The sequence below is a fragment of the Pseudoalteromonas sp. J2K-J031 genome, from assembly GCF_058197095.2.
This window is the reverse complement of record NZ_CM200279.1, coordinates 1,969,786-1,996,509: the sequence shown is the minus strand read 5'-3', so window position 1 is coordinate 1,996,509 and position 26,724 is coordinate 1,969,786. Positions and strand designations below refer to the sequence as shown.

Below are 26,724 nucleotides of genomic sequence, written 5' to 3'. Positions count from 1 at the left end.
TTTTTGATTGTAGAATAACTACTTATCGAAAAAATCTGCCTTGTTCTCAAGCGTTTTTCCTACGCTATTTTTGATCACTTACTTATCGTGATTGGTATTAACGATAAATTAACCTTGGCTTAATTGTGAATTTTATGTAAATATCAAATACCCAAAAAGGGTAATTAGCAATTAGGGGAACAACAATGAAAGTTAAATTTACACTCTGTGGCGTGGCACTTGTTTGCGCTAATGCATTTGCGGCCATACCGTATCACGATAGCCAATACACATTTACCCAACCCAATGGCGAACGTATTACCTTAACACTCAATGGTAACAACTATTACGCTGAGCAACGCAGCCAAGATGGCCGCTTAGTGATATTTGATAACACACTCAAAGGCATGGCTTATGCCGTGCTCAACCAAGCAGGCACAGAACTAGAATCAACAGGGGTATTAGTCAGTAATACAGCGGTTACTTTGCAAACCACCAACCCACTTGAACAAGCCACCAGCGTGCAACAAGCAGGTTTAAGTGCTGCAGTAAAAGCCAAGCTTGTCAGTGCCACCATGCAACAAATGCTCGGCTATGATGCACAGCACCAAGCAGATCAAGGCGATGACACCTTTGTAGAGCAAACCGACGAGCTGCAACATAGTCACGCATTTGAGCAAACAGACAACACCTTGTCGCAAATTAGCGGCAATGTAAAAGGTCTCACCATTATTATTGATTTTCCCGATGAGCGCGGCACCATAACGCAACAACAAGTACAACGCTTTTTAAACGACACCACCTATACCGACTTTGGCAATGCCCAATCGGTGCGCGGCTACTTTAAAAGTGTATCGGGCAATAAGCTCGACTACACCAACACCGTAACCCGCTATTACACCGCCAAAAAGAACAAAGCTTATTACGCTGATTCAACCCTAAGCTCAACCGTGCGCACGCAAGAACTGATAAGCGAAGCACTCAACTGGCTTGAATTTCAAGAAGGCTTTAACTTTGCTACCCTTACTACCAATAGTGCTGGCGGTATTCGTGGCCTGAATATTTTATATGCAGGTAACTCCGACAGCGCGTGGTCAAAAGGCTTATGGCCCCACATGGCAAGGTTAAGCCCACGTTTTTGTGCTGATGGCGTATGTACCGACCGTTACCAAGTCACCGACATGCGCAGCAGCCTCGCCATTGGCACGTTTGTACACGAATCAGGCCACCTCATTACCAATTGGCCCGACTTATACGACTACGATGGCAGCTCTGAAGGTTCAGTCGCAAGTTTTGGCGTGATGGGCTATGGCGCAATTGGCCCCACAAACCGCTTTAAACCAACCCCACCGGTCGCCCATTTTAGAGCACTAGCAGGGTGGGACACCGTAACCGAGCTAAACCCCGCCATAAATAACAACGCCCCAACAGGCACACTTCGCCACACATCCGACAGCAACACCGCCTATAAATGGACCAACCCCGCCAATGCAAACGAAGCCTTTTACATCGAAGCCATTCACCAGTCAGGCCAAAGTTCAGAGCAACCTAGCCAAGGCCTAGCTATTTGGCATGTCGACAGCCAAGGCACTAACTCAAACGAGTGGAAACCTTATATTCAAATGGAACACGCCGACGGCAATCGAGACCCCGAATACAAACGCAACCGAGGCGATGCCACCGACTTATTCGGCTATGCAGGCGAGTTTTCGAGCATATTACCCAACGCACACACATCGCGCGGCACCAACGCATTGTGGTGGAACGGCCAAGATTCAGGCTTAAGCATTAGCAACATTAGCTCGCCCGCTAAAACCATTAGCTTTGAGATAGGCGGCGATATCATCAACCCACCTACAGGCGATACCTATACCGGCAGCTTAACTAATAAACAGCAAGCGATTGAACCAAACGGCACATGGTTTCAATACGCAGGTGGCACAATGGCCTTAGCTCTTACAGGCCCAAGCAATGCCGATTTCGATTTAAAAATAGAACGCTGGCAGGGCGGTGCGTGGCAACAAGTCGCCATTTCCGAAACCCCCACCTCAACCGAGCAAATAAGCTATAACGCCAGTTCAGGTTATTACCGCTTTGTAGTGCTATCGTACTCAGGCGCAGGCAATTACAGCCTAACGGTCACTAAATAAAGCAAAAAATAAAGGCACATCACCCACAGCAAATAAAAAAATCACTAAAACCAAGTGAAAACCCATCGCTGTGGGTGGTGCCATTACCCCATTTAAAAGCACCAGCCAACATCAAACCACAGCAAGCTAAGCCTAAAGTACGATAATCTATTGAACTCAAACAGTTGTTTTATAATAAAAAATTGTGTTACATTTCAAAAAATAGAGTGATTGTTCTGCTTTTGCATACACACTCATGGCAACACGCTTACACTGCAACCGCCAAACAACGTAAAAAAACTAAAAATAAATACGCACAGGACTCGCGGATGACAGTTAAAACGGATAATAAAGTTAGTAATTCAACGAAGTATTTCAATTTACAGATACTTATTCCCATCTTTCGATTGCCAAAGTGTGTTTTTTATAACCTTCATCAGAAAGCAAAATGTGCGACTAATCACTTATTTTTACTCATAGCCTTCATTGCTAAAGTTCAAACGTTAATTAACCAAGGAGCGGTTGCAATAAGACCGCCTATCTATAGGTTTTCAAAATGCGATTAAAAGAAGCCCTCAGCGTAATGTCTATGGCATCGCCCTATGCCGTGTCTACAGAGAGAAGTGAAGTTAAGAAGAGTATTCATCAACAAATAAAAGATTACCTATATATAGAAATGCCAATTGAAGTTGATGTTAAAAAGCAGCTTTCAAGTATGGCTTCTGGTCCCAAAGACGTCTTCTTTTTATGTGGTAGTAGTGGTGATGGTAAATCTGAATTACTTACTAAATTCAAAAAAGAGTCCGATGCACGTATAAAATTCCATTTGGATGCGACACACAGTTTTGAGCCAAACAAAAATGCCATTCAAACATTAGATAAGGTATTTAGTGACTTTGATGAAGGCATCTACCCACTTGTTGTAGGGATTAACACGGGCATGCTTTTAAATTATGCTCAAGGGGGCGAAAACGAAGCTTTCAAACAGGCAATAAAAGCTTATCTTTATGAAGGTGTTAAAACGGCAGGCAATATAAACTTTATTAGTTTCGAAGATTACCCAAAGTTTTACATTGACGAATCTGGTTACACGGCTGAGTTCGCGCAAAAGTTTTTACAGCGTTTAACTTCAAAAAATAACTTAATACGCCAACTTGTAGATAAAGACATAGCAGAGAACAAAGATAAAGAAAGTCACCGCATTCAAGCAAACTTTGAATTACTAAGCATACCTGAAGTCCAACAAAATATTATCGAACTCCTTTTTAGAGCTCGTTTAATGCGCGAACAGTTTTTAACTGCTCGCGCATTACTAGATTTCACTTTCTCGTTAATTGCAGGTCCAAACTATTTATTCGATAACCTATTTGCTGGTGGGGATAACGAGTTAGCAAATAAACTTGTTGATTTCGATCCTGCGCATAATCGCACTAAAAGTATCGACTCATTTGTTATAGAAAAAGACTTAGGGGTCACAGACCAAGCTTTTGATGAATATCGCGATGCACTTGCGCAATTTGGTATTGAACCATTATCAAGTGCGCTTTCATATTTAAGGCTTTTCTATGTGCTGAAAGGTGCTGAGTTCAGCAATAATTACCACGCGAAATTTGCTCAAGACTTTAGTGAAAGCCTGATTGAGCAATATGTACAAATTTATCAGCTTCATAGAGATTTTGATAACAGAGCAGACCAACGAAAACTGTTAAAACCTTTCTATAATGAGTTACTTCGCTCAGCAATTAGAAAGTACAACAACCGTAACGCGCCGCAACTAGACAAAAGCCAATACTTAATTAAAGAACTTAATGGTTATCAGCTAGTTGCTGAGCTAGAAGTTAAAGCAGACCATAAAAACATCACCAACCACCCGCCTAAAAGCTCGGCCAGCTTTATAGCTTGCCTAAATGTTGAAGGTGAGTCCCTCACAATTCCTGTGAGTCTAAACTTACTCGAGCTTATACAGCGAATAGAAGACGGTTATCGCCCAAATAAACACGATAAAAACACAGTCGTGTTGTTAGATGAATTAATTGAAGACATCTCTAAAGTCGCAAATAAAGTTAATACACTCAAAATAGTGAAGGATAATACCAGTATTGGGATCAAGAAAGTTGATGAAGATGAATTTGAAGTGAGTGGTATTTAATATGTTAAAAGAAACACTAACACCACCAGATAAAAATGGATTTGGTTCATTTTTACCACTAAGAACAAAAGACAAACACTACAAGTTTTGTTGGGACACCATACTTGGTTTTTTTGTGCATCTGCTTTACGACAAAGCGCTTGTAACTGAAAGTGCAGAAAGCTTTAAAGAGCTTTGTGAAAAACGCATTACAGAAAAAGTAGATGAAGTTGAGCTATGGTCGGTTCTTGAGAAAATGTACTTTGAGAACGATCAACTTTATAAAGTTTCACCAGAACTTCTTATTTTTAAAGCGGTTAATAATGAAATAGACCCTAATGACAAAAAAATGGGGGCTATGTTTGCGGGCTTGTTAAATGGGTTTAGCCTAACAAAGTCACCTGAAAGTGAATTAAATTTTCTTGAAAAAGAAATAAAAGATGAATTTGATAATTTTTATGTTACAGGTAAAAAAGCTGACGCAAAGTATAAGCAGCTACCTACCTATTTGCCGTTTTTAACCGCTTACTTTCAAAAAGACTTAGCCTTTTTAAATGAGCACCCACATTATTTGCTAAATAACTTTAATGCGATGATCAGGTTATATGGCTTTCTTTATATTGCACAAACTGCGTTGAATATAAAAGATTGGTCAAACGGGGAGCCTAAAAGTAAGCCTTGTTTTTTTATAGTAGATAACGAAAGGGCAAGTGAAGAGCGAACACAAGTAAAAGCTTTTGGTTATAAACAACTTCATGAATATATACACTTTTTATTCCCGTATTTATTTATGAATGAAGCCCTACAACCAGATGATAATATTCGCCCGCTATGGCAGCTTTATACAGAGTTACATGTGCAAAGCAGCGATGAGCAACAAAGCACGTTGTCAAAGCTTAACCAATTCGGGAGAGAGTTTGTTGAACAGCGTGTCGCTGCTAAACGTTTTAACAATGAGCAAACTTGGCAAAATCAAGAAAGCATTGAAGAGGCTATTAGCGCGTTATTAAAAGTGACTTATGCACAGTTTGATAGAAAAACAGGGCGACTAGCGCAATATAACGAAACACCTGTAAAGGGCATGGTTAACCATATACTAAACCCTTTCATTCAAAAAAGAGGTAAAGCTGGGCAAGTACTTACCTTTAATCAAGATTTAATTGTGTTACTGACAAACCTAGCTATAGGAACACAAGACAAACTACGTTTTCACGAGCTTATAAAAGAGTTTGAAGCAAGAGGTGTATTTTTTGATAAACAAAGCCAACAAACCTTAATCGATTTTTATGAGCGCATAGGCAATGTTGAAAGAATGAGTGACAGCGGGGATGCAGTGCATGTTAGAAAAACAGTTTGAGAATTTTTTAGTCGCACATTTTAACCAGTGGGCGAATAATGAAATCAAAGTTGGTTTCAGATACCAGTTTACATGCCCTGATACAGAGAAAGGGTTTAAACTTTATCAAGCGTTTATCAAAGAATCACAATCACACATTAATGTAAAAGGTATCGACTTACCTACAATAAAGTATGGTGGTGTTGAGCTAATTCCGGTTTATGAAGGTGAAAACTTTACCGAAAACTACATTGCACATTTACGAGATGAAGTATCAGCGCTTGAAGGAGGAACCAAAGGCACAGCTTTACTTGTTATACATAATTCATTGCTTGATACGCTTAAAAACTCAACTGAAGACGTTGCGCAACAAGGTGCTGTTTGGCACCCACAACAAATCAAGCAACTTTTAAATGGGTTAATTGACCAAAAATGCGATCTTGCACAAATTTCTGAATGTTTACTTGATGTTAGCTTTGAAGAAATACTTGAAGACGGTGCTACCATGTTTGGCTTTGAAAAGCTGTATTATGCAATTGCCGATGGTGATTTACGTGTCGAAGAAACTGGCAGATTGCCAGATGAACAGCTTAACAAGGGCACTTGGGACAATAAAGAAGCAATTAGGGAGCGTTTGGAAGATAACAGGAAGTTAAGTGAGCAGCTAGATTTCATTACGCACCATTATCCTAATGAGCTTGAGGACAAATTAGCTGCACTTGATTTTAGCGAAAAGTTTGTAAGAGAACACTTCCCAAAAGACGATGTTGAACGATATAAAACAAGCCTAGACCTAGAAGAATGTTTTGCTGAACAAAGAAAAAACCGCACCGAGCTTTTAGAGCTTGAGAGTATTAAAGCTCCACATGTTGAGTACATTGCAAAAACAAAAACTGAAAGCTGCGCAGGGCTTAGAGAAAACCATATACTGTTATTTTTAGAAGCTGAGCAACACGCCTTTGAGTTAGATTTAAGCTTCATCAAACAAAAGCTAAAAGATAGTTATTGTTCGGTACAGCATGATAACTACGAGCAAAAAGCCATAATCATCATTAAAAATTTAGGTGGTGTGCGTAGCCGTGCGATTGTAACTGGTAGCTTTAACGGACAAGCAAGATATATTGCAGTACAAGTTAAAACTGACAAACCTAAAGAAACACATAAGTTTAAAATTTTAGTATTGCGCAAAGGAGATTTTTTTGAAGAAGGTTTCAAACACAACTTTTTGATTGAGTCTGATAAGAAAAAGCAGTACATCACATTACAAACAGACGATAACTCACTGCAAATAGCAGAAGAGGGGAATGCTGTTACCGTACAAGAGAACGAGCAGTGCTTTAGCAACCAAGAAATCGCCACGGTTGATTTTAAAAAGCTTGCCAGTGAGTCTGACGAAGTATGTTTTACAGTGCAGGGTAAAGAAACCAAACTGACCTTTAACGTCGAAGGCGAGGTTGCAACAGACTCTTTATCATTACCGCTGTTGCTGGACCAAGGGCGCTTTAATCATTTATTTGTTGATGATTATTTTGGAAAAATTAGGCGCAACACTGAGGGTAAAGTTCATAAAATCCAAATTGATGGTAAAGAAATTGCACCAAAAGCAAAGCGACTAACTTTACTACAATATGAAGCCGAGCTGGTTGATAGTACTATTTTATGTCAAAAGGGTACTGAGCAAACACGACTGCATGATATTGAAGGTGTATATAACGAGCTATTTTTAGCGTACCGTGATTTGTTTGATTATTTACAAAAAAACAAAACGCTTGCCAGCCTTGCTGGTTGGGGTAATGAGTTTCAACAAATCATTAGCAAAGTTGTGGCGGCCTACCAGCATGAGATTAACCAAATTCCATTTAATGCGCCATTAAACGAAGCTCAAAAGTCCTTGGTGAATATTGGTTTTGCTGAATTTGCTGAGCAGGAATATATCACACCTTTGCATCCACTCGTTTTAGCTTACAATGCCAATCTAGCAAGCGTGTTAGTAGCAGATAAGCAGAATGGTGGCAGCTTTAAAAAACTACCGCCAGTCACAATTAACCGTTTAACTGCGCAAGGTTTAATGCCTTTTGTGTACGATGCAAAACATGATTTCTCCTACAACCATTCAGAGAAAGAAAATGTTTTTTGGTCAAAGCTTATTCCGCAGCAAGAAAGCAGTTATGACTTTGTACGTAGTTTAGTCAAAGACAAAGTAAACAAGTTCACCGCAGCGTTTAAGCACCTTTTTGTAGCAGGTAATAAAACTACCTTGATTATTAACTCAGTTAACAATCAACAAAATAAAGAAGTCTTTTTAGGGCTCATTGACTACATCAAACTGAAAAAGGAAAAAGTCACAAAGATACATGTGAATTTGTACGATGATGCCGAAAGCTATTGTTGGTTTGATAAGTTTGCAGACACCGCCAGCTATGATGAGCTAAAGGAACTGTGTGAACTTAATAAAGGAGCAGCTAAAACACAAGCAGATAGCATTATTGATTTGTTACGCACACGTTTAACCTACAGTAAGTTCACTCATGACAAAGGTGAAAAAGATCAAGCTTATGCTCATATGAGCTTTTTCAAAAATAATGAACGTGTACAAGCAACCGATGTTGATGTACTTCAGCAAAAAACGGGCGTAGCGTGTCATGGCTTGATGCCAGGCGAAGCGGCAACCAACAAAAATGGCCGTTTTTACACTGCATTTGGTCTAAATGGAATCGATACTAGCCAAGCGCCTCAACTTGAACTTATTGCCAAGTACAGTGGGTTAGTTAAACCAGCACGCAGTCTGCACGAAGAATACAACGCATCACGCTCACAGGCGTTGGTGGTTACAGATGAATTCAAAACACTGCTAGAGCGCTCCTACAAAAACTCAATTTGGACAACCATTATTGATCCAAAAGTCACCCTAGAGTTTTTTGAAAACCAAAAGAACATGGTGCTAATTCATTATTCAGACAATTATACAAACTCAGTGAATTACGATTCCATCACCGTAACTACTGAGCAAACCGGTTTGTACAACAAGGTGCTTGAAAGTGAAGACGGCGGTATTTTAGAAGAGTTCAATGCCTTTAACGGCGAATGGTTGCTTAACCTAATTACTGCCAATGACAATGAGCGTAAGGAAAAGCGCGGCATTATTTGTGCGTACAAATATGTAAACTGTTTACTTGCCAATAGCGATATTACTTGGGTACCACTTTCAATTGCAGAAGTAATCCGTGTGGCAGGTAATCTTGGCTTAAATATGGCTGATAGTGACTTGTCCCGCTTATCTCAGGGCTTTAAAAAGGGCGTGATCTCTGACGACATCTTGTTTGTTGGATTTAAAGAGCAACAAATCATTCTATTACCCGTAGAAGTAAAAACAGGTAAACGCCAAACACACAGTAAAGGCGTTAAACAAGCACAAGAATTAAAAAGCTACTTTGAATCATTACTAGGCCAACAAACATTAGCAGGGCACTTATATCGTGGTTTATTTATGCGCCAAGTGCTGATGCAAATTGATAAATACAAACTGTATAACGTGTATAAAAAAGATTACTTTGATGTGATTGAAGACAACTGTGCGTATTGGCTACAAGGTGATTATCAACTTGCTGAGTTAACCGATTATCCAGGTGGGTTATTATTTGTAAATGTAGAAGACACTGACTTTACCCATGCTGTATTTACGCCAATTCAAAATATACTTAAGGTCGAGTTACCAGCAGCGTGCTTAAGCTATTGGGTTAAAACCCCTATGCAAACGCTGTTTAAAGAGCTCACACCAGCTAAATTACACCATATCAATGAGCGTTATATATTAGAAGCTGAGGCAACAACTCAACTTGTAATGTTTGACGATAAAACAACAAGTGAAGAGCGCGATGTAGAAGAAAGTGGTCAGAAAACCTCAACTTCAGGTAGTCGTGTTATCGAACTTGCAGATATTGGTTCATTGACTGGAGTAAAAGGCGAGCAGCCGACTCTGAGCCAAGTGGCAGAGGCAAACAAACCGCTTTTTAAACGCAAAACAATGAGCGAAGCAGAGCTAGAGGCGCTATACCAACGGGTTATTGACTGCTACTACAGTTACAATATTCCAGTGTCTAAGCCAGTTGCCGAAGCGCCTTATGTTGAAGGGCCTGCGTCAATATTGTTTAGAGTTGAGTTAAACCCAGGCACCGATCCGCGTAAGCTTTTTGAAAAGGCGCAAGCGTTAAAATTAGATTTAAAGCTAGAGCAAGAACAAGAAGTAGGTTTTGCGATTGATAAAGGGTGCGTGACTTTTGATGTGCCTAAAAACGACAGTCAACGTTACTATGTAGATCAAAATGATATTTGGCCGGCTTGGCAGCGCCCAGAGAATGCTCTTGAAGTACCACTGGGTGAAGACCGCTTTGGCTATGTAATTAAACTTAACTTTTCATCCTCAAACTGCCCGCATTTATTAATTGGGGGTACAACCGGTAGTGGTAAGTCAGAAGCGCTAAACACCATTTTATATGGCATGGTTGAACATTACACGCCAAGTGAATTAAAACTGATGTTGATTGACCCTAAAGGTACAGAACTTAACGATTTTGAACGCTATCCACACTTAATCGGGCGTATTGGGTTTGATGATGAAGACGCCCTAGAGCTGTTAACCCAAGCCGTAGCTGAAATGCAATCGCGTTATGCACAGTTTAAGGCAAAAGGTGTACGCTCACTGCCAGACTACAACGCCAAGGTAACACCAGAAGAGCGCATTCCTTGGTGGGTATTGGTGCTTGATGAATACGCCGATTTAACATCAGATAAAGACATGAAAAAGGATATTGAATCTGAGCTTAAGCGCTTAGCGCAAAAAGCCCGTGCTGCCGGTATTCATTTAATTATTGCCACACAAAAACCAAGTGGCGATGTAATAAGCACAAACTTACGTTCTAACCTGCCTGCACAGCTCGCACTGCGAGTAAAAAATGGTACTGAAAGTCGGGTTATCTTAGATGAACAAGGCGCGGAAGTACTCAATGGTAAAGGGGATGCTTTTCTTAAATCAGAAGGTAAGTTGGTTAGAATTCAGTGTGCTAGGGTTGTATTAAAATAATAAGGAATAACAATGAGCTTTGAACCAAGAGAAATTAATGCTGCGCGGTTATGTGTAGGTTTGGCCAATATCGGCTACAAGTCATATGCTGCTATAGAAGATATAATAGATAATTCAGTTGCTGCAGGGGCTGGGCAAATTAGGATAATTATTGATGTACATGAAAATAAAACTCTAACTGAAAAGGGGAGTATTTCAAGAGTAAGAATTATTGATAATGGGAGAGGCATGGATAATGCCTTAATTCGTAAAGCCTTAGATATTGGTTCAGAAGTCGATTATGAAGTAAATAGTTTATCTAAATATGGTATGGGTTTAAAAAGTGCAGGGCTTTCTTTAGGTGATAGAATACAAGTATTCAGTGTGCAGAAAGGCGTATATTCTGATTGTCTGACGTTGGACATGGAAACAGTTCGAGATAAGAAAGCATACGGTGTACTTGTAAGCCCTGTAAATGATGGTCAAAAGCAGTTATTTATTGATAGGGATTGTGGCACGGTTATTGATATTTCAGAGATAAATAACTACGACACTGTTAATACCCTTAAGAAGAGATTACTCGAACGTTTGGGTGTGATTTATTTTGAATACTTAAATGGAAGTACACAGAATCACTTATCTATTTCCTTAGAAATTAAAGATAAACAGTTTGCTGTTGCACCTAAAGATATAATGTATAAAGAACAAAGTACGGATAGATTTATAGAGTCAGATTATGATTGTAAAACACCATGTAAACTATTAAGCGATGAAGCGCTGTCTCTACCAAATGCACCTAGTGGTGTTTCTCCGATTAAGTTAAATTTGACAGTATTCCCTCAACAAAAAATGCATACATATGCAGGTTTTACAAAAGAAGAGAAAGAGTTAATTAAAGAATATAATGTTTCACTTCCTAATTCAGGTTTTTTCATTTATAGGAATAATCGTCTAATTCGTTGGGGGGATAATTTAGGTATTGTAGACAGGGATCTTAGAACGTTACGTGGAAGGATAGATATCGGCACAGAGCATGATGATCTTCTAAATGTCGATGTGTCAAAACAAAATTTAGAGTTACCTGATGAGTTTTTAGATGCTTTAAGTCTTAAGTGTCGAATTCCAAAAGAGGATGCTAATAAGGCATTTAAACTTTGTTCTGCTCGGTTTGAAGGAGCTGAAAATAATGAAGGCGCGTCAGCAAGTGAAAGCGTTATTGATATTGAAGAAGAAGATCCTAATACCTATACAGAAATAGACGATCCTACCGAGACTCAAAGGCGTCGAGAAGAAATAATAAAAACGAATGGACCTGAAGATGAAAGCGAAAAAGTTGATAATACAAGCGATATAAAAATTAAAAAGATAGTTTATAAAGATTATTTATCTGGGTCTAATTTATGGGAGTTTAGGTTAGATCCTGATTATGGAACTATTGTTCATATAAATAAATCTCATCCATTTTACCAACTTGTGTTAAAAAGTTTGAATTCAATAGATCCCAAGCGGCAAGCAATCGAGTGTTTTATTTATTGCCTAGCAGTTGGTGAAGTTAAAACTAAAGAAAACTTAAAGGTTGTTGATTATAACGACACTAAACAAGTTATGGAGAGGTTTAATCAAGTAGTTTCTTGGAATCTACAAAACTGGACCGCACATAATCAAGACTTGTTTGATTAATTATGAGTGGCTCAGGGATCATTAAAAGTGGTTACTTTACACCACACGTATATTTTATTTTTGCCCATGATGTAATTTATATTGGAGAAACCCAGCATATTCCTGTTAGGCGCTGGAGCAGTCATTTAGATAAATCAGGTAGCTTTACTAAAAAGTTAATAAATTATCTTGACGGCGAAAGTATGCAACCATATTTAAATACACTATCATTTTTTAGTATTTCTTGTTTTGAGTTATTAAGAGATATGCAATCTGAATATTGTGGCTATAGGATACCAACACAAGCCTTGGAGCATAAGATGCATGAGATTGTGCAATCAAGAGGTGTGTTTGGTAGCAATATAAAAGTAATATCCGAAACTAAAAAAACGGCACCGAGAAATTTTTTTCATTGGAATGAAATCGAAGATATAGCAGAATCATGTATCACTCGTATGCTATATCTTCGAAAGGATGATAGCCCCTTTGTTTATCAGTTATGATTATATATTAGAAATGAAATAACTAATCCCACGATTTAAATGCAACTTAACAAAATCGCCAAACTGCACACCTTCTAGGTGTGCAGTTTGTTTTTGATACGCTTCACGCAGCACGGCTAAATACACATCGGCATATTCACCGGAAAACACTTTCCAGCTCATTTCCACGTTGCTGTCTGATGGAATATCTTCAACAGGGGGGGTTGAATCTTCAGCGAGCGACATGCACAGCGCCCAGCGGCATAGTACGTTCCAATTTTCGATGCCTGTTTTACTTTTTAGGCGAACGAGTTGCTGCTTTTGCTTTTCAGAAAGCTTAATAGAGTCAATTGTATGGAGTGCGGTATTCATTAAAAGTACCCCTCAGTAAAGGTTGAGGTTTGTTCTTGCTCGTTGTAACTAATGTGATATTCACGGCAAATAGTAGGCTTTAATTGTGTGTAATATTGCCCTGTTATTTCTTCGTCGGTCGATAGTAAAATCACTTGGCTAGAGGCTTTAGGGAAGTAGTTATTAATAAGCTTAGTACGGTGTTTACCATCTAAGCGACCAAGTGGTGTATCGATAACGGTTGGAATTTCTTTGCCTGATGCTTCTGCTAATCCCCATAAAATAGCGATAGCGAGTAACTGCCTTTCACCCGCTGATAAGCGGTTTGATGACATTGGGTTGTTGTTTGTATCAAGTAAAGCGAGTTGAAAACTCTCTGGGCAAATTTTAACACCGGTAATTAAGTTACTTTTACGCGATAAGGCAAAGAATTTATCGGTGATATGGTTTTCAAGTCCCGTGACATTTTCTTTAATCAGCTCTGCGGCAAATGACTGCATGGTTGATTTGAGCTTAGCGATATGATTGGCGACTTGTACTGCGCGTTTTTGCTCAAAGGTATCTTTGTTTTGTTGCGTGAGCAGGTTGGCATAACGTGTATTGAGTACCTCGTTACGTGCTTTGGCTTGCTGTAATAACTGCTGTTTTTGTTTTATTAAAACAAAATCATTTTTAAGTTCAGCCTCAAAACCAGCAAGCTCACTGAGCAAGTGTTGCACAGTTTCGTAATCAGGGATTGATTCGAGTTTTTTCTCAAATAAGGCGTTTTGTTCTAAAAGCGCTTCGCGGGCTTTTAGTAAGTTTGCACGTTCTGATTTATCTTGCGCAATTTTATCGTCTAATCCATTAAAGGTGGTCAAATTGCTTTGAATATAACAAGGCGTACTCGCAAGTATTTGACGTTCGCTGGCTAGTTTATTCATTGTTGCTGATAGAGCGATTAAAGCCGATTCATCAACTTTTTCTTCTACCAACGTTTGTTTAATATTTTGTTCGTAATCAATAATTGCTGTTTCAATGACTTTGGCTTGTATCGCCTTTTCCTCTAGTGTGATTTGTTTTTTAGTTGCAGTGATTAAATTACTAATTAAGCCTAGCGGACCGCAGCCAGCATCAAGTTTTACACGCTCAGCCAAATTAGCTTTGAGTTTTTCTTCAATTGCACCGAGTTCGAATTTAATTGAGTCACGCTGCTCAATTAAATGTGCGCCTGCATTGCGAACTTTCTGGCGGGCTTTATTTATATTGAGATTTGTATCACTGGCACGCTTTTCGAGGTCAGCTATTTCTTTTTTAAATGAAGTAAAAAGCGTTGTTTGCTCTGAAATTTCATTTTCAAGTGCAGTTACTTTTTCGATTATTGAGTTATCAAGGTTTTCGCCTTTACGTTTTCGTTCAACATTGTTGAGGTCAACGTGAAGCTGTGACAATAAATCGAGCCCAAGTAAATTCTCGATACCAGTTTTGATTAAATCGGCACTGCGATCAGGATGTGCTAAGTTTTCAATTTTTTCACCATCAAAGAAGAATAAATCAGACAAACTTAGAGGAATAAACTCATTTACAAATTCGTCCCAATACTGACTTAAATGCGTGTCTTCTTGATGATTACAAAACACCACTACTTTATCTTTTATGTCTTTAGTTTGGGTATGCCATTTACGCACGACTGTAAATTCATTTGTGGTTGTTTCGGTTGTATGGCTAAAGGTGATGGTTATTTCAACGACATCATGGTCGCTGGCATAACGATTTTTAGTGGTAGCTAAATATGTACCGTAGGCTTGATGGCCTCTATTTGAACATTTTGCATGTTTACCATAAAGCACTAATTGTAAGGCATCTAAAAAAGTAGTTTTACCGCCACCATTTAATCCACCAAATAAGATGATAGGTTGTTTTTCAGAAACCGTTAAATCAACAACATGGCGTCCTTGGTAGATTCCGAAGTTTTCAATGGTCAGTTGTTTAATTATCATCTAGTACCTCTTCGAAATCGATTAGTAAAGAACTGTAGCCTTGCTCTTTGATTGATTTAGTGACCATGATTATTTTTTCTTCGATAGCCGATTTATCTTCAGAACTTAAGTTTGGTGAATTGTTTAATTGAATTTGTAAGCGATGACGTTCGCGTTCTAATGCAAATTGTTTGGCTTCAAACAGGCTATTAAATGCCCCTTTGTCGAGACTTTGTGCAAGTTCATCTGATAATTTAGCGCGGCGTAATTGATTTTTATGTTTGTTAGCGATGCTCATAACAGCGCGCATCTGCTGATAAAGCAGGCCATCTTCATCGCCTTGCTGTTGGCAATGATTCTTTAACTTATTTAAAACATCGATATTTAAAATAGGGTGGTGGGCGCGTTTTTTACCGGGATACGGTCGTTTAAGTACTTTTTCATAAATACGTGGAACGCTATCTTCAACTTCGTGTTTTTCTTCAAGCCAGAGTCTGCGGATTTCTTCAAGGTCTTCAATTGGTAGTAATTCTAAGTCTTTCACTTCTACAGGCCCAAGTTGCTGTACCGCTACTTGTGCTTCAAGGACTTTAGCGAGTAAATGTTCTCTAAAAGATTGAATATAAGGGCCAGGTACTAAATCAGCACCGTGCTTTGATATATGTACAGTAAGGTTACCGTTCATACGTCTGAAATCGCGATTTGCTTTATCGCGCGTTAACTTTTCAATTTTTTTAACGCGGTTGGTATCGTTGACTTCAATCTCATTGCGAAGTGCAACTAGTGGATACATCCACTCTTTTTCTTCGTCATTAGCAATCATGGCATTCATTGATTTATCTTCAGATACCATCGTACACACGTAACAACCAAAACGGCTATCGCCACAGCTTTGAGTTGATTTATCAACAACAAGTGGGCACTCGCCACCTTCTGTTGCGCCTTGGTACATACCCATTAAGTCGTGATTAGGGAAGTTCCATGGGTTTTCAACGCTATTGAGATAAACCCATACATCGTCATTACTCCAGCTTGCAATTGGGGTATAAACCCATACGCGTTCAAGCGATCCGTTTTCGGTTAAACCAAGCGCTTTACGTGTGTTGGTCGTTGAGCTTTCAAAGCGCTCCATACTTGCAGCACGGGCTGTACTTTCGGCTTTACGTGTTCCGAGTACTAAAATAGCTTCGCCGTTTTTATCAGCCATGTTTTGGATAAATGTATTTGATGGCGATATCTTTAAACGATCTGTACACCAGCGGAATTTATAACGCGGCGCAGGGTAGCCTTTACCGATTAGGTTAACCCAAAAGCGATCTTTGACTGCAGGAGTTAAGCGGTGGGGAACGATAGGTAATCCTTGCTCGTCAGCTTGCTCTTTCATTCTTTCTAAAGATTTACCGACCCACATTGCTACAATTGGATTTTCTACAAGGGTGTCAGTGCTGATAACATGGACTTTTTTTTGACATTTATCTTCTTGCGCTAGCTCTTGCAGGGCATACCAAGTTAATTGCAGTATTGCCGTTGAATCTTTACCACCACTGTAACCAATCACCCATGGGATTGAGTCGCTTTGGTAGAGCATTTTTATATGATCGATGCTTTGGCGAACTGAACTTTTAAAGCCATTGTCACCAAAGGCCGAATGGAACTGTACTTCATTCTCAGTAGCCATTTCGTTCCTCTGTAAAAGTTTTTTCTACCGATACTTCTTTTTCGGTAAGTGGGATATTTAGTTTTGTTTTGATTTGAATACAAGTTAGTTCGGCGGCTTTTCTATTATTAGTCATAGAATTATTGATGACACAGCGCCCTGTCCAATCTGAGTTGTTTCGACTCCAATTTATGTTTTGCAAACCCTTGAGTTTGTTTTGCCACTTAGTTTCATTATTGAGTAAATAAAAACCTAATAAACCAAAGGCATGAAATGTTACGGCATGGGCGTGAATGGATTCATCTCGTAGCTCACCACCCGATGCTTTATCGTCACAGACGAGTTGCCAAGCTGGCATATTTTTTAGCACTTCGTGCCAAAACTCGTACGCTACAGGTATCAGCGATTCGTAATTGCTTTTAGTTATGGTGCCCAACAAATACTTACTAGCTTTATTTACAGCACTGTGGCTAATCAGTTTTTTAGAACGAGGCCCTAAATTGCTTTTTTCCATATGAACTAGTTTTGTAAATTGCTCACTTCTAAAAATAATCGTTTTAGAAAGTATTGCATCTGGTTTGTCGTCATACGTAATGCTAAGTGAAGTATCTGTTTTTACTGGGTAAAGATTTAAATCCTTAAAAATTCTTTGGCGTTCTTCTAATGATTTATTTGTGAAAAATACAACAGAAATTGTTTCATCTGCAAGTGTTGGGTCTGCTTTTAAAGCCTCTAAAATAGCCGCATTACGATGTTGCCCATCGGTAATATAAATCTCAGCATCTTCATCAATAACAAGGGTGCCTATTTTTTGCTCATGCTTGGATTCACCAACGCTAATAAATTCAATCACTCCATCAATGCACGCTGTAAGTGCAGAGAAAACATAATTATCTCTGCTATCTAAAATATAATTTGTTATGTCAGGAATACGCTCTTCATTTATTAAACGTTGCGCTCTTTGATCTACAGGTAATTGCCCTTCATCTAACGTAAATATTTTACTTAGTCTTTTTAGTGGACACATTACAATGTAATATTCTGTTTTTGCTTGCATTCCTTTAATTGCAGGGAATGAAGTTCCGGATACGATTTGATTCATTGTCTTTTATTAATAAGTTATAGTTAAATTTGTTCGTGATTTTTTATTTTTGTTCGTACGAACTCAGCGGCGGGGATTCTACAATAAATCATTGTGTATGTCTTGTTTTGACTGAGAGTTTATTTTGAGGAAAATATGACGACTTATTTAGATATGAATGCCACAACGCCAGTCCTTGAAGAGGTGGCTGAGTTGGTAATGAAAATGTTGTTAGATGAGTATGGTAATGCAGGTAGTCGTACACATGAATTTGGTGCTAATGCTAAAAAGGCTGTTGAAAAAGCACGTAAGCAAGTTGCTGATGTAGTTAATGTAGATAAATCTGAAGTGATTTTTACCAGTGGAGCAACAGAAAGTAATAACATTGCTATTTTGGGCTTAAAAGAGTTTGGTGAGGCTAATAATAAGAAGCATATCATTACGACTCGTATAGAACATAAAGCTGTTTTAGAGCCAATTGAGTACTTAGAGAAAACCGGTTTTACTGTAAGTTATTTAGATGTTGATGAGAGCGGCATTGTAAATCCCGAGATACTAAAAAAATTACTGCAAGCAGATACTTTGCTTGTATCAATAATGCACGTAAACAATGAAACGGGTTCTATTCAACCTATTAATGAGATTTGTGATGCGCTTGAATTTAGTGAAGCTTATTTGCACATAGATGCAGCACAAAGCTTTGGTAAAATGAGCGACGATTTAAAAAATAATCGTATCGACTTAATAAGCGCTAGTGGTCATAAAGTATATGCACCTAAAGGAATTGGAGCATTGATTATGAGAAAGCGTGGCTTTTTAAAGCCGCCATTAAAACCAATTATGTTTGGCGGTGGGCAAGAAAAAGGGTTGCGACCTGGGACTTTAGCTGTTCCACTTATTGCAGGTTTTGGTCTCGCGTGTGAAATCGCACAAAAATACGCTAGCTCATGGCAAAAACATGCAAGTGCTTTAAAACATGAGTTAGTTACTGAATTGGATAAATTAGGAGCGCAATACAATGGTGTGAATACATCACCATTTGTACTCAATTTTTCTGTACCCGATGTTAACTCTGAAGCTGCGATGGTTTTACTTAAAGGAATAGTTGCGGTATCTAATGGTTCTGCATGCACTTCTTCAAGCTATACACCATCACACGTTTTGGTCGCTATGGGTTTAAATACGAAAAGAATAGAAGGTGCGATAAGAATGTCTTGGAGTCATAGAACTCAGTCGTTACCATTAGAGCAACTCATTGAAAAAATAAAACAATTAATGTAATGAAGAAATTAACAATCGTTGAGGCCGCAGTTGAAGCCCTTACTCTCTTAAACACTGCAAGTTCTATCAAACAAATTTATGCCAAAATAATGGAGCGTAAGCTCTATAAATTTGGGGCTAAAGATCCGATTGCCGTTTTGCGAGTTCAAATCGAACGACATTGCGAATCTACTTCTTGGTCGAGCGAAGCAAAAGATAAGTTATTTAACAAAAATGAGATGGGGTTGTTTTATCTTTTGATAGATAAATCAGGCCATTTACCTATTAATTGTATTTCTGAAAGTAGTACTGATAATCTTTATTTGGTCAATCAGTTAGCTAAAAAGTTAAAGCAAAGTACCATTGAGCGGATAATTGACCACTTGTATGCCCTGGAACCAGAAGAGTTTGAATCTTTTTGTCGACGATTTTTAGAACGTTATGGCTTTGAAGATATGGTTGTTACTCAGCGTGGTCGGGATGGTGGTATTGATGTTGTTGGATATCTAGAAGTGGGTATTTCACAATTACATGTTGCAGCCCAATGTAAGCGTTACAAAAAAACAAATAAGGTTTCAAGGCCAGATATCTCACAATTTCGGGGTGATATTCAAGGTGAATATCAACAAGGAATTTTCATCACAACCAGTTCATTTACTCAAGAAGCACAAGATATTGCATTTAAACGTGGTTGTGTCCCAATTGTTTTGATTGATGGGGAAACACTAGCCGAAATAATGATTGATCGTGGTATTGGTGTTTCTACCAGTCATATACCTATTTATGATTTTGAATTTGATCTTATTTAATATCAGTAAACCGCCAACCTTTAAGTTCTACTTTCCAATAATCAAACACCTTTAATAGGATGGGCCAATTGGGCCATTCTGTTTTTGGCACGCTTTTGAGCATACTTGCTAATTTATTATCAAAGGTTTTTTGTTTTTTATAGCTGTTATCATCGTGTGCAATAAAGTTTATGCGGTTATACAGTGGTAGGTAGGGGAATTGGTCACCATAAAAGAAAAAGTCGATATCAAGATCGATTAGGCGAATTTTAATTCGTTCAGTTAGTAATGGCAGTGGTTTATTAAAATCATCGTATTTTAATAAAGTTACCTTTCCTGATCGCATGTGCACTTTGATTAAATCTATCGCATCTAAATCGCCATAAAGCCAAGTTGCGCAACCTAGGTATAAACGAATAATACTTGGCATTTTGTTTAGGAGCGTTGCTGGAAAAAGGTAAGAATGATTGTCGTTTAATTCGCCGATTTTAAATTGTTCAAAAGCATCGTAACAGGCTTGGCCAATGAGTTGTGTTTGGTTAACGCTAAATAGTAGCGTTTGTGCTTGAGTAAGTGCATCGTTAAAGCTATTAAATTGGTTTTTGATGTCGCGGATTAATCGTGCTGGCAAGTGACTTTTGGCTTGGCGTTTACCAAATAAACTCAATGCGAAGTAAACCAATAAATCATCTTTTCGTTTTTGCTGTGCTTGTTTAAATTGCCCAATATCGAATAAATCATAAGTAATTGAAAATGCTTTATTATGACTATTAAAGTGCTTGCGGATTTGCTCACTTAGCTCAAACTCGTCATTACTGGGTATGCGCCCGTAATGTAAACAGTGCTGCCAAAAGGATTCGAGTAAAGAGTGGTGTTTCTCTAATAAGCTGGGTGCGGTTTGTTGTGGTTTGGCACTGATTTTTGGTCTAACGGTAATATGTTGCCAATCTAAGCTGTTATATTGTTTTTCTAAATGGTGGTGTTCTTCTAATTGTTTGTCTTTAAAAATGGCAATAATCCCTTGCCCTAAAGTGACGCTGTTTTGGTTTAGGATTGTTTCGATGTACTCTTTAATTTGGCTTTGGCTGTAGTATTTTTGAAATGTTTTCCACTTTGTTATCACACCATCTTTAAACGGTTTAAATTGCTCAAGCCTTGCTTCGTTGGTTAGCATTACTGACACAACTAATAGTTTATCGGCCAATTGATATGCTTTAAGCAGTGCTTCTTTGCGCTCATCTTGGTTTTCTATCACATTGAGCACAAACCCTAAATTGACAATATCACTCGGTATTTTTTGACCGTCTGGGAAATGCACGGGATCCCAGCCGTTTATATCGAGTCCATGAGCTTCGAGTTCTCTTAAGTCATCTTGTAAACCACAACCATAATCAAGAATGGTGTAGTCACCATTGAGATAGCCATGCTTGGCTAAGCGTTGAAAAGGCGCAGATAAACGGTCGCGATTAATCGCCGTTAAGTGTCGCTGGATTTTTGTCGTTAGGGCAATATTCTCCGTTAATGCTTGAATAGTTGGTTTTTCGTTTTCAATTAACCTTCCAAATTCGTCGAGTGAATGGCCTTTTTGTTTAATTAACTTTAACCAAGCTTGTTTAAAACCGATTGTTTTGGTGTTTTGGTATAAACCAATGGTTTCGCCTTCAAGCGTAATCGCTTTGAATTGTCCAATGAGTGAATAATTGCTTAAGACAAAGGTTTCTTTGCGATGCAAAATTGGCGGGTTACTTGATTCTGAGTAGTCGGTGTTTTTATACCGCATTTCAATAAGGTCAATGGTGGTACTGTGCTTAAGCTCGGGGTAGGCGTAATGGTCAAAATCAGGGTAGTTAAGGAGGGTTATTTTAAAGTCGCGTTTATAAAATTTAATTAGATTCCACGGGCTGTTAATTTCAAGAGACTTGATTACGTTTTTAATAAATTGAGTGAGCTGGTCAGGCAGGGCTTCGTTAATCGCACTTTGATGCAGATATACCGCAGTGGGCAATTTTTTACCAGCACTTAAATTTTTTATAATTAACTTATATTCAAGGAAGTTCATTTTTTATAGTGATATTGTCGAAGTAATAATAAAAAGCGCGACCTCGTTTTTCGAATTGTAGCTTTCCCGCTTCACGTAAATGCATGAGTTCACAACCTGTAACTTTTAAATGTGCTTGGGTTTGTTTGCTCGTAAGCCACAGGCCATTTTTATTGTTTTGCATTTAAAATCAGTATGGTAGTATCTTGCTTGGTTTATTACTTTAAACCAAAATATCAAATGATTCATTAAAATAAATAATAAGAAGTTGCAATGGAAGTGCAGAATAATAACCCTATTGATCAATCATCCGATCACCTTTTGAACCTTGTTTGTCCAGCGTGCTCTACTGAAAATAACTTGGAGTATGGGCATCATATAAATTGTAATGGTTGCGAAAAAACGTTTGCTGGCCACACTTACAAAAAATATAAGAAACCCTTTGTAACAGCCAAAGTAGCATTATTTATTGGTGCTTTTGGTGCTTATAAAATTGATAAAGAATTACTAGAGCCACATCGTTATTCAACGGGTGTAATTTTTGAAATAGTAAATTCATGTGCAAATCCGACCACATACTTTAGTCATAGAGAGCAACAAAAATTAGCTAAAGACTGCATCTGTGCATTAGAGCAAACCATGATTGAAGTACCTGAAAGTGAATTGAGTTCTAACGCAAAGTTATTCAAAACTAAATTTAATTCGAACCTTAAAAATTGCAGATAAAAAAGGCGGTGTTTAAAACACCGCCTTGATAATTTTATTTTGTACGTGGTGTGTTGTTACCACGACCTGGTCCAGATGGGTTGCCTGTTTTACTTGGTGCATTATGTGGTGCTGGGCGAGGGCTATTACTTTGTGCTGCTACACGTTGTGCACGAGCAGCAAAACTATTTTTATCAACTACACCATGATTTTTAAGTGCTTCTGCAGATTGAATACGTGCTGCGGCAGTTTGTGTCATTTTTTTCATTTTTTATATTCCATTTAATAACCTACGCATAGGTTGTTATTTTAAGCTCGCCGTTATTGGGAGCGAGTTAAGAATAAAACAGCCTTAGGGACAAATAGGGACAATCCATGGAAAATATTAAAGATTTACAAAAAAATATTAAAAAAATTATTAAGCAACTGGGACTCTCACAAATAGTGGTAAGCCATCGTATTTTTATGGAATTAAATGAGCATAGTGATGATGAAAACGAGATTGAAAAATTCACTGCTACTTTTAAAAAACATTTAAACAGAGATACGACTAAACCCGAAATATTAGAAAGTTACCTTGGTATTATTGGTTCTTTTACCGAGTTTAAAAAAGCTGATTTGGTTGTGCCTAATAAACTGAGTTTGGGTTTTATTAATGATGAAGTGAGAAGTTTTCTTACTTTAGACTCGAAAAAATGGTTAATTGAAAATAGAGCTGAGCCAAAAGATTTTTTATAAATGCAATTTAGCTCAGGTTAAACAAATACAAAAAAGCACTTAACTTGAATGGGTTAAGTGCTTTTTTATTTGCGTTTATGCCGGTTTAATAACTGCATCGGCGGTTCCTTATATTGATTGCTGGTCTTTTTTGCATTCAAATCCTTTGTTGTTAACGTTTTCAATATTGTGTTTATTTTCGCAGGCTGTTTGCGCCATGTGTTGATGATACGCAAGGTTGTAGCCTTCGGCTATGGTGCCCAGTGTGATAAAAGAAAACGTGATTATCATTAGGGTTTTAACTTTCATGTGCTGTGTCCTTAAGCGGTGAATTGTGTTTTGTTGTCGATGATGATGACTGCTGCAATGGCTGTTCCTAACACGATTGCACTGGCCATGCCTGCCATTAATAACCCGCCAATAACTAAACCTGTTAGTGCTGTTGCTAGGGTGATGTCTACTTTTGATACGTTCATGATGTGGTGTCCTATTGTGATGTTGTAAATACTGCGGCGTTTGCCGTGTCGTTGAGGTAACAATAGGCGAACACTTGCGCGTTGTTTTTACTTAAGTGACCAATGGGTAATATCGGTGATTGGGGGCGAAATATGGGGATAAAGCATGTAACGTTTGGTGTGTTAATGGGTAGACTAAAGTCGCACAGTGTCATTTGGCTGAGGGCGCTAAAGTAACGGCAATTATCGTTATAGGAACTTGTTATGGCTCATTTATTTAAACGTTCGGTTTTGTCTTCATCGTTGTTTTTAGTCGGTTTTGCTTTTTATGGCGGGCATCTGAATGCAGACACAAATCAAGCGGTTAATGTTCTTAGCACTGCGCCTTTAATGGTAAACACTCGTTATGATCAAGCGGTTGAGCTGTTGGCAAAGCAGGTGTCGGGTTTTAATTATGTGGCTTTAGGTGAACAAAGCCATGGTGCTGCAACGGTATTTAGTTTTAAACGCGATGTTGTTAAGCAGTTGCACCAGCAGTATGGTTTTGATGTCTTGGCGCTTGAAAGCGGTTTGTTTGATGTAGATTGGTTGTACCGTCAGTTTTTAACGCACGGTGAATCAATTAAAGAAAATGCACCACGTAATATTTTTTATATGTATGCCAATAGCGCTGAAATGAAACCTTTGTTTGAATACATTGAAGCCTCTCACAAAACCAAGCGGCCGTTAAAACTGGTTGGTTTTGATTCGCAGCATAGCGGTGGGGTGTCGGTTGCTTATTTAGTTAGTGAACTTGGTAAAGCGTTAGCGCCTTTTAATAGTGAGTTTACTCAGGCGCAATGGCAGCAGTTGGCGGTGGTTATTCAACGTGTGATTGAGCTGAGCAGTACAGCACCAGCCGATCCTGACGCATTCTTTAAGCAGTTTGATGCCCTTATTAATCATGTAAAACACATAAAACAGCGGTCCGATTTTTGGCAGCGCATTGTTGCTGGATTAAAATCACAAGCGCAGCGCCAATGGCAAATGGGCGATCCGCGTAGTCATGAAATGGGTAATAATTTGGTATGGTTAAGCGAGCAACATCCTAAGGCTAAAATGATGATTTGGGCGCATACCTATCATCTTGAAAAAGACGGCCCAAGCGAAATAGCGAGCGCTGGGCAGGTGATGTTTGCAAAATATCAGCAGCAATATCATGTCACGCATTTTACTGCTGGTAGCGGTGAGTATGTTGATTTTACTGATATGAAGACTAAAGCTGTGCCTGAGTTTAGCGAGCAATCGATAGAGTATGTGTTAAACAAAGCTGAGTGTGAGATCTGTATAGTTGATGCAAAAGCGCTATCGGTGGCGCATGCAGGCAAACAAATTTTGTTGTCGAATTACCAAATAGCAGTGCCGCTGAATGACTTTGCGCATAAATGGAATTCGGTGATTTATTTTAAAGCGGTCACACCTTCGGTGCAGTTAACGCAGTAAACCAATTAGCATGTTGGGGCTTTGTATTTGTAGCCGTGATGGTCTATTTACAAGAATGCTAGGGGTCTTTTTTCAAAAAGCTTGAGCCAAAAATAGCAGCGATGTAACAACTTCTATTGCTGCTTTAAATCCGTGTATTGTTGTTATGTGGCCATAAATTTGAAGCGTGAGGGAACACAATGAATCAAAAACAGACGCGTTACTTACTCTGGTTTATTGCCACTATTGTATTTGCTGTGCTGATAGATTCACGTACCGATGCGCTGTCGCGAGCGGCGGTGCATACTACCGATGCAATACACCATGTTTATACTGTGTGGAACTATGAATCACAAAATATTCAGGCTGATGGTGGCAATATTGATGGTGAACAATCAATAGGTTCAACCCGGGAAACTGAGCAGTTCAACACCTTGCAATCTTCAGCAAATAGGGCGCGTAAAAATCAGTTAACCGATGGTGAACCACATGTCCCAGATGAGCCGCGTGAGCAAGAGTTAGCGCCTGAGCGCTCTTATGCATTTAGTGAACAAGCAGCCCTGCCTGAGCAGAAGTACATTATTGATGACTTAGCGCAATGCGACCTAGCCTTGTTAAAAGGCTTTCAGCAAGTGGGGTGGCAAAAACAATTATCTGCCCTTGATAGCGAATTTAAACGCTTTGAAATACCCATTAATCAGTATTTGCATGTCACTCTTTATGCCAAAAACATGAGCCAGTATTTTAGACAGCACTTTTCAAAGCGCTTACATCAAATCCATTTACTCTATTTTTGGTTTTTAAAGCAAAAAGCCGCTCAAAAAATTAACCTGCGAATGGTGATATTACCCGATCGTTATAATTATGAGTTGTACACGTCTATTGAGGGTCACGACCCTGCATTTTCACAAGGCGTTTATTTTCATGGTACAGATTCGGCTTTTATTGAATACAAAGGCGATGAACAAACCTTAGAGATTACATTGCATGAAGCGGTTCATGGCTTAAATGCACATTTAATCGGTCAAATGCCTCGGGCAATTAATGAAGGATTGGCAGAAAATTTTGAAGGTATCATCGGTGATGGTAAAGATTACAAATTGGATTTTAAACATGGTGAATTGCAGAAAGAGTTTTTTGATTTATACGCCTTATTAAGTTCCGAATACCAATGGCAAACCGAAGCAATGAGCAAGTTGTATTTAAGTGGAAAAATCTGGATGGCATTTTTCTTGGGTTCAGAGGATGGCATTTCATTTTTGTCAGAGATGTTCAGTAACGAGCGTATAGATCCTTGTAACAGCTTGCCAAGCGATGACATTATCTTACTTTTAGATGAGCATAAGCCGCGATTTGAAGCCGAGTTTAAGCATTGGCTGTGGCGCAATCAACGTAACTAATGACTTTTTATCGCTTGTTTACAGTAATCATTACCACCTTATTAGCAATCATTACTCACTCACATATCACTGGTTGTTTAA

The 26,724-nt window shown here is 38.6% G+C and carries 21 protein-coding genes; 12 read left to right on the top strand and 9 right to left on the bottom strand.

Going from position 1 to position 26,724, the window contains the following annotated elements; all coding sequences use genetic code 11:
* The first annotated feature begins 185 nt into the window (after positions 1-185).
* From AC3KZC_RS09005 to AC3KZC_RS08980, 6 genes are all read left to right on the top strand, one after another.
* Positions 186-2,129, top strand: a complete 1,944-nt coding sequence (locus AC3KZC_RS09005) for a M6 family metalloprotease domain-containing protein (RefSeq protein ID WP_490577452.1) — start codon at positions 186-188, stop codon at positions 2,127-2,129.
* A 535-nt stretch (positions 2,130-2,664) separates the two neighbouring features.
* Positions 2,665-4,257: a DNA phosphorothioation-dependent restriction protein DptF gene (gene dptF, locus AC3KZC_RS09000; protein ID WP_490577451.1), complete on the top strand. Its 1,593-nt coding sequence runs from the start codon at positions 2,665-2,667 to the stop codon at positions 4,255-4,257.
* Between the two features lies 1 nt (position 4,258).
* A complete protein-coding gene (dptG, locus tag AC3KZC_RS08995; RefSeq protein ID WP_490577450.1) occupies positions 4,259-5,593 on the top strand; it encodes a DNA phosphorothioation-dependent restriction protein DptG in 1,335 nt (444 codons plus the stop codon).
* Positions 5,574-10,652 (top strand): DNA phosphorothioation-dependent restriction protein DptH, encoded by a 5,079-nt coding sequence (gene dptH / locus AC3KZC_RS08990; protein WP_490577449.1) that lies wholly within the window; start codon positions 5,574-5,576, stop codon positions 10,650-10,652. Before dptG ends, dptH begins: the two co-directional genes overlap by 20 nt.
* Before the next feature lie 12 nt (positions 10,653-10,664).
* Positions 10,665-12,311, top strand: a complete 1,647-nt coding sequence (locus AC3KZC_RS08985; RefSeq protein ID WP_490577448.1) for an ATP-binding protein — start codon at positions 10,665-10,667, stop codon at positions 12,309-12,311.
* A gap of 2 nt (positions 12,312-12,313) precedes the next feature.
* The gene (locus tag AC3KZC_RS08980; RefSeq protein WP_490577447.1) at positions 12,314-12,793 is read left to right on the top strand and encodes a hypothetical protein; all 480 of its coding nucleotides are present in this window, start codon (positions 12,314-12,316) and stop codon (positions 12,791-12,793) included.
* Here the strand turns inward: AC3KZC_RS08980 and dndE are convergent, their stop codons facing one another.
* From dndE to dndB, 4 genes are read right to left on the bottom strand one after another with little or no spacing between them, the layout of a single operon-like run.
* Positions 12,794-13,144, bottom strand: a complete 351-nt coding sequence (dndE, locus tag AC3KZC_RS08975) for a DNA sulfur modification protein DndE (protein WP_490577446.1) — start codon at positions 13,142-13,144, stop codon at positions 12,794-12,796.
* Positions 13,144-15,102: a DNA sulfur modification protein DndD gene (dndD, locus tag AC3KZC_RS08970; RefSeq protein WP_490577445.1), complete on the bottom strand. Its 1,959-nt coding sequence runs from the start codon at positions 15,100-15,102 to the stop codon at positions 13,144-13,146. Before dndD ends, dndE begins: the two co-directional genes overlap by 1 nt.
* Positions 15,092-16,759 (bottom strand): DNA phosphorothioation system sulfurtransferase DndC, encoded by a 1,668-nt coding sequence (gene dndC / locus AC3KZC_RS08965; protein ID WP_490577444.1) that lies wholly within the window; start codon positions 16,757-16,759, stop codon positions 15,092-15,094. The genes dndD and dndC overlap by 11 nt, the downstream gene beginning before the upstream one ends.
* Positions 16,749-17,840, bottom strand: coding sequence for a DNA sulfur modification protein DndB (gene dndB, locus AC3KZC_RS08960; RefSeq protein WP_490577443.1), 1,092 nt, complete (start codon positions 17,838-17,840; stop codon positions 16,749-16,751). Before dndB ends, dndC begins: the two co-directional genes overlap by 11 nt.
* 135 nt (positions 17,841-17,975) lie before the next feature.
* Between dndB and dndA the strand changes: the two genes are divergently transcribed.
* Positions 17,976-19,100, top strand: a complete 1,125-nt coding sequence (dndA, locus tag AC3KZC_RS08955; RefSeq protein WP_490577442.1) for a cysteine desulfurase DndA — start codon at positions 17,976-17,978, stop codon at positions 19,098-19,100.
* Positions 19,100-19,888: a restriction endonuclease gene (locus AC3KZC_RS08950; RefSeq protein ID WP_490577441.1), complete on the top strand. Its 789-nt coding sequence runs from the start codon at positions 19,100-19,102 to the stop codon at positions 19,886-19,888. Before dndA ends, AC3KZC_RS08950 begins: the two co-directional genes overlap by 1 nt.
* Here the strand turns inward: AC3KZC_RS08950 and AC3KZC_RS08945 are convergent.
* A complete protein-coding gene (locus tag AC3KZC_RS08945; protein ID WP_490577440.1) occupies positions 19,881-21,872 on the bottom strand; it encodes a DNA phosphorothioation-associated putative methyltransferase in 1,992 nt (663 codons plus the stop codon). The two genes, AC3KZC_RS08950 and AC3KZC_RS08945, sit on opposite strands and share 8 nt — an antisense overlap.
* Before the next feature lie 40 nt (positions 21,873-21,912).
* On the bottom strand, positions 21,913-22,089 hold the full coding sequence (locus tag AC3KZC_RS08940) for a hypothetical protein (RefSeq protein WP_490577439.1): 177 nt from the start codon (positions 22,087-22,089) through the stop codon (positions 21,913-21,915).
* A gap of 89 nt (positions 22,090-22,178) precedes the next feature.
* On the opposite strand from AC3KZC_RS08940, the gene AC3KZC_RS08935 reads away from it, so the two are divergent.
* The gene (locus tag AC3KZC_RS08935; RefSeq protein ID WP_490577438.1) at positions 22,179-22,631 is read left to right on the top strand and encodes a hypothetical protein; all 453 of its coding nucleotides are present in this window, start codon (positions 22,179-22,181) and stop codon (positions 22,629-22,631) included.
* Between the two features lie 34 nt (positions 22,632-22,665).
* Here the strand turns inward: AC3KZC_RS08935 and AC3KZC_RS08930 are convergent, their stop codons facing one another.
* Positions 22,666-22,878 carry a hypothetical protein gene (locus tag AC3KZC_RS08930; protein WP_490577437.1) on the bottom strand — a complete coding sequence of 71 codons (213 nt, stop codon included), beginning with the start codon at positions 22,876-22,878 and terminating at the stop codon, positions 22,666-22,668.
* A 107-nt stretch (positions 22,879-22,985) separates the two neighbouring features.
* Here AC3KZC_RS08930 and AC3KZC_RS08925 point away from each other — a divergent pair, with 107 nt between their 5' ends.
* Complete coding sequence (locus AC3KZC_RS08925; RefSeq protein ID WP_490577436.1) at positions 22,986-23,348, top strand: hypothetical protein; 363 nt, start codon at positions 22,986-22,988, stop codon at positions 23,346-23,348.
* A gap of 108 nt (positions 23,349-23,456) precedes the next feature.
* Here AC3KZC_RS08925 and AC3KZC_RS08920 read toward each other — a convergent pair whose 3' ends face one another.
* Both AC3KZC_RS08920 and AC3KZC_RS08915 read right to left on the bottom strand, forming a co-directional pair.
* Positions 23,457-23,636: a hypothetical protein gene (locus AC3KZC_RS08920; protein WP_490577435.1), complete on the bottom strand. Its 180-nt coding sequence runs from the start codon at positions 23,634-23,636 to the stop codon at positions 23,457-23,459.
* A gap of 11 nt (positions 23,637-23,647) precedes the next feature.
* Positions 23,648-23,803, bottom strand: a complete 156-nt coding sequence (locus AC3KZC_RS08915; RefSeq protein WP_490577434.1) for a hypothetical protein — start codon at positions 23,801-23,803, stop codon at positions 23,648-23,650.
* 243 nt (positions 23,804-24,046) lie between these two features.
* On the opposite strand from AC3KZC_RS08915, the gene AC3KZC_RS08910 reads away from it, so the two are divergent.
* Positions 24,047-25,264 carry an erythromycin esterase family protein gene (locus tag AC3KZC_RS08910; RefSeq protein WP_490577433.1) on the top strand — a complete coding sequence of 406 codons (1,218 nt, stop codon included), beginning with the start codon at positions 24,047-24,049 and terminating at the stop codon, positions 25,262-25,264.
* A 179-nt stretch (positions 25,265-25,443) separates the two neighbouring features.
* Complete coding sequence (locus AC3KZC_RS08905; RefSeq protein ID WP_490577432.1) at positions 25,444-26,643, top strand: hypothetical protein; 1,200 nt, start codon at positions 25,444-25,446, stop codon at positions 26,641-26,643.
* Positions 26,644-26,724: the final 81 nt, after the last annotated feature.

Coding starts and splice junctions, on each gene's coding strand:
- AC3KZC_RS09005 (WP_490577452.1), top strand. CDS start 186: ATGAAAGTTAAATTTACACTCTGTGGCGTGGCACTTGTTTGCGCTAAT.
- dptF (WP_490577451.1), top strand. CDS start 2,665: ATGCGATTAAAAGAAGCCCTCAGCGTAATGTCTATGGCATCGCCCTAT.
- dptG (WP_490577450.1), top strand. CDS start 4,259: ATGTTAAAAGAAACACTAACACCACCAGATAAAAATGGATTTGGTTCA.
- dptH (WP_490577449.1), top strand. CDS start 5,574: ATGTTAGAAAAACAGTTTGAGAATTTTTTAGTCGCACATTTTAACCAG.
- AC3KZC_RS08985 (WP_490577448.1), top strand. CDS start 10,665: ATGAGCTTTGAACCAAGAGAAATTAATGCTGCGCGGTTATGTGTAGGT.
- AC3KZC_RS08980 (WP_490577447.1), top strand. CDS start 12,314: ATGAGTGGCTCAGGGATCATTAAAAGTGGTTACTTTACACCACACGTA.
- dndE (WP_490577446.1), bottom strand. CDS start 13,144: ATGAATACCGCACTCCATACAATTGACTCTATTAAGCTTTCTGAAAAG.
- dndD (WP_490577445.1), bottom strand. CDS start 15,102: ATGATAATTAAACAACTGACCATTGAAAACTTCGGAATCTACCAAGGA.
- dndC (WP_490577444.1), bottom strand. CDS start 16,759: ATGGCTACTGAGAATGAAGTACAGTTCCATTCGGCCTTTGGTGACAAT.
- dndB (WP_490577443.1), bottom strand. CDS start 17,840: ATGAATCAAATCGTATCCGGAACTTCATTCCCTGCAATTAAAGGAATG.
- dndA (WP_490577442.1), top strand. CDS start 17,976: ATGACGACTTATTTAGATATGAATGCCACAACGCCAGTCCTTGAAGAG.
- AC3KZC_RS08950 (WP_490577441.1), top strand. CDS start 19,100: ATGAAGAAATTAACAATCGTTGAGGCCGCAGTTGAAGCCCTTACTCTC.
- AC3KZC_RS08940 (WP_490577439.1), bottom strand. CDS start 22,089: ATGCAAAACAATAAAAATGGCCTGTGGCTTACGAGCAAACAAACCCAA.
- AC3KZC_RS08935 (WP_490577438.1), top strand. CDS start 22,179: ATGGAAGTGCAGAATAATAACCCTATTGATCAATCATCCGATCACCTT.
- AC3KZC_RS08930 (WP_490577437.1), bottom strand. CDS start 22,878: ATGAAAAAAATGACACAAACTGCCGCAGCACGTATTCAATCTGCAGAA.
- AC3KZC_RS08925 (WP_490577436.1), top strand. CDS start 22,986: ATGGAAAATATTAAAGATTTACAAAAAAATATTAAAAAAATTATTAAG.
- AC3KZC_RS08920 (WP_490577435.1), bottom strand. CDS start 23,636: ATGAAAGTTAAAACCCTAATGATAATCACGTTTTCTTTTATCACACTG.
- AC3KZC_RS08915 (WP_490577434.1), bottom strand. CDS start 23,803: ATGAACGTATCAAAAGTAGACATCACCCTAGCAACAGCACTAACAGGT.
- AC3KZC_RS08910 (WP_490577433.1), top strand. CDS start 24,047: ATGGCTCATTTATTTAAACGTTCGGTTTTGTCTTCATCGTTGTTTTTA.
- AC3KZC_RS08905 (WP_490577432.1), top strand. CDS start 25,444: ATGAATCAAAAACAGACGCGTTACTTACTCTGGTTTATTGCCACTATT.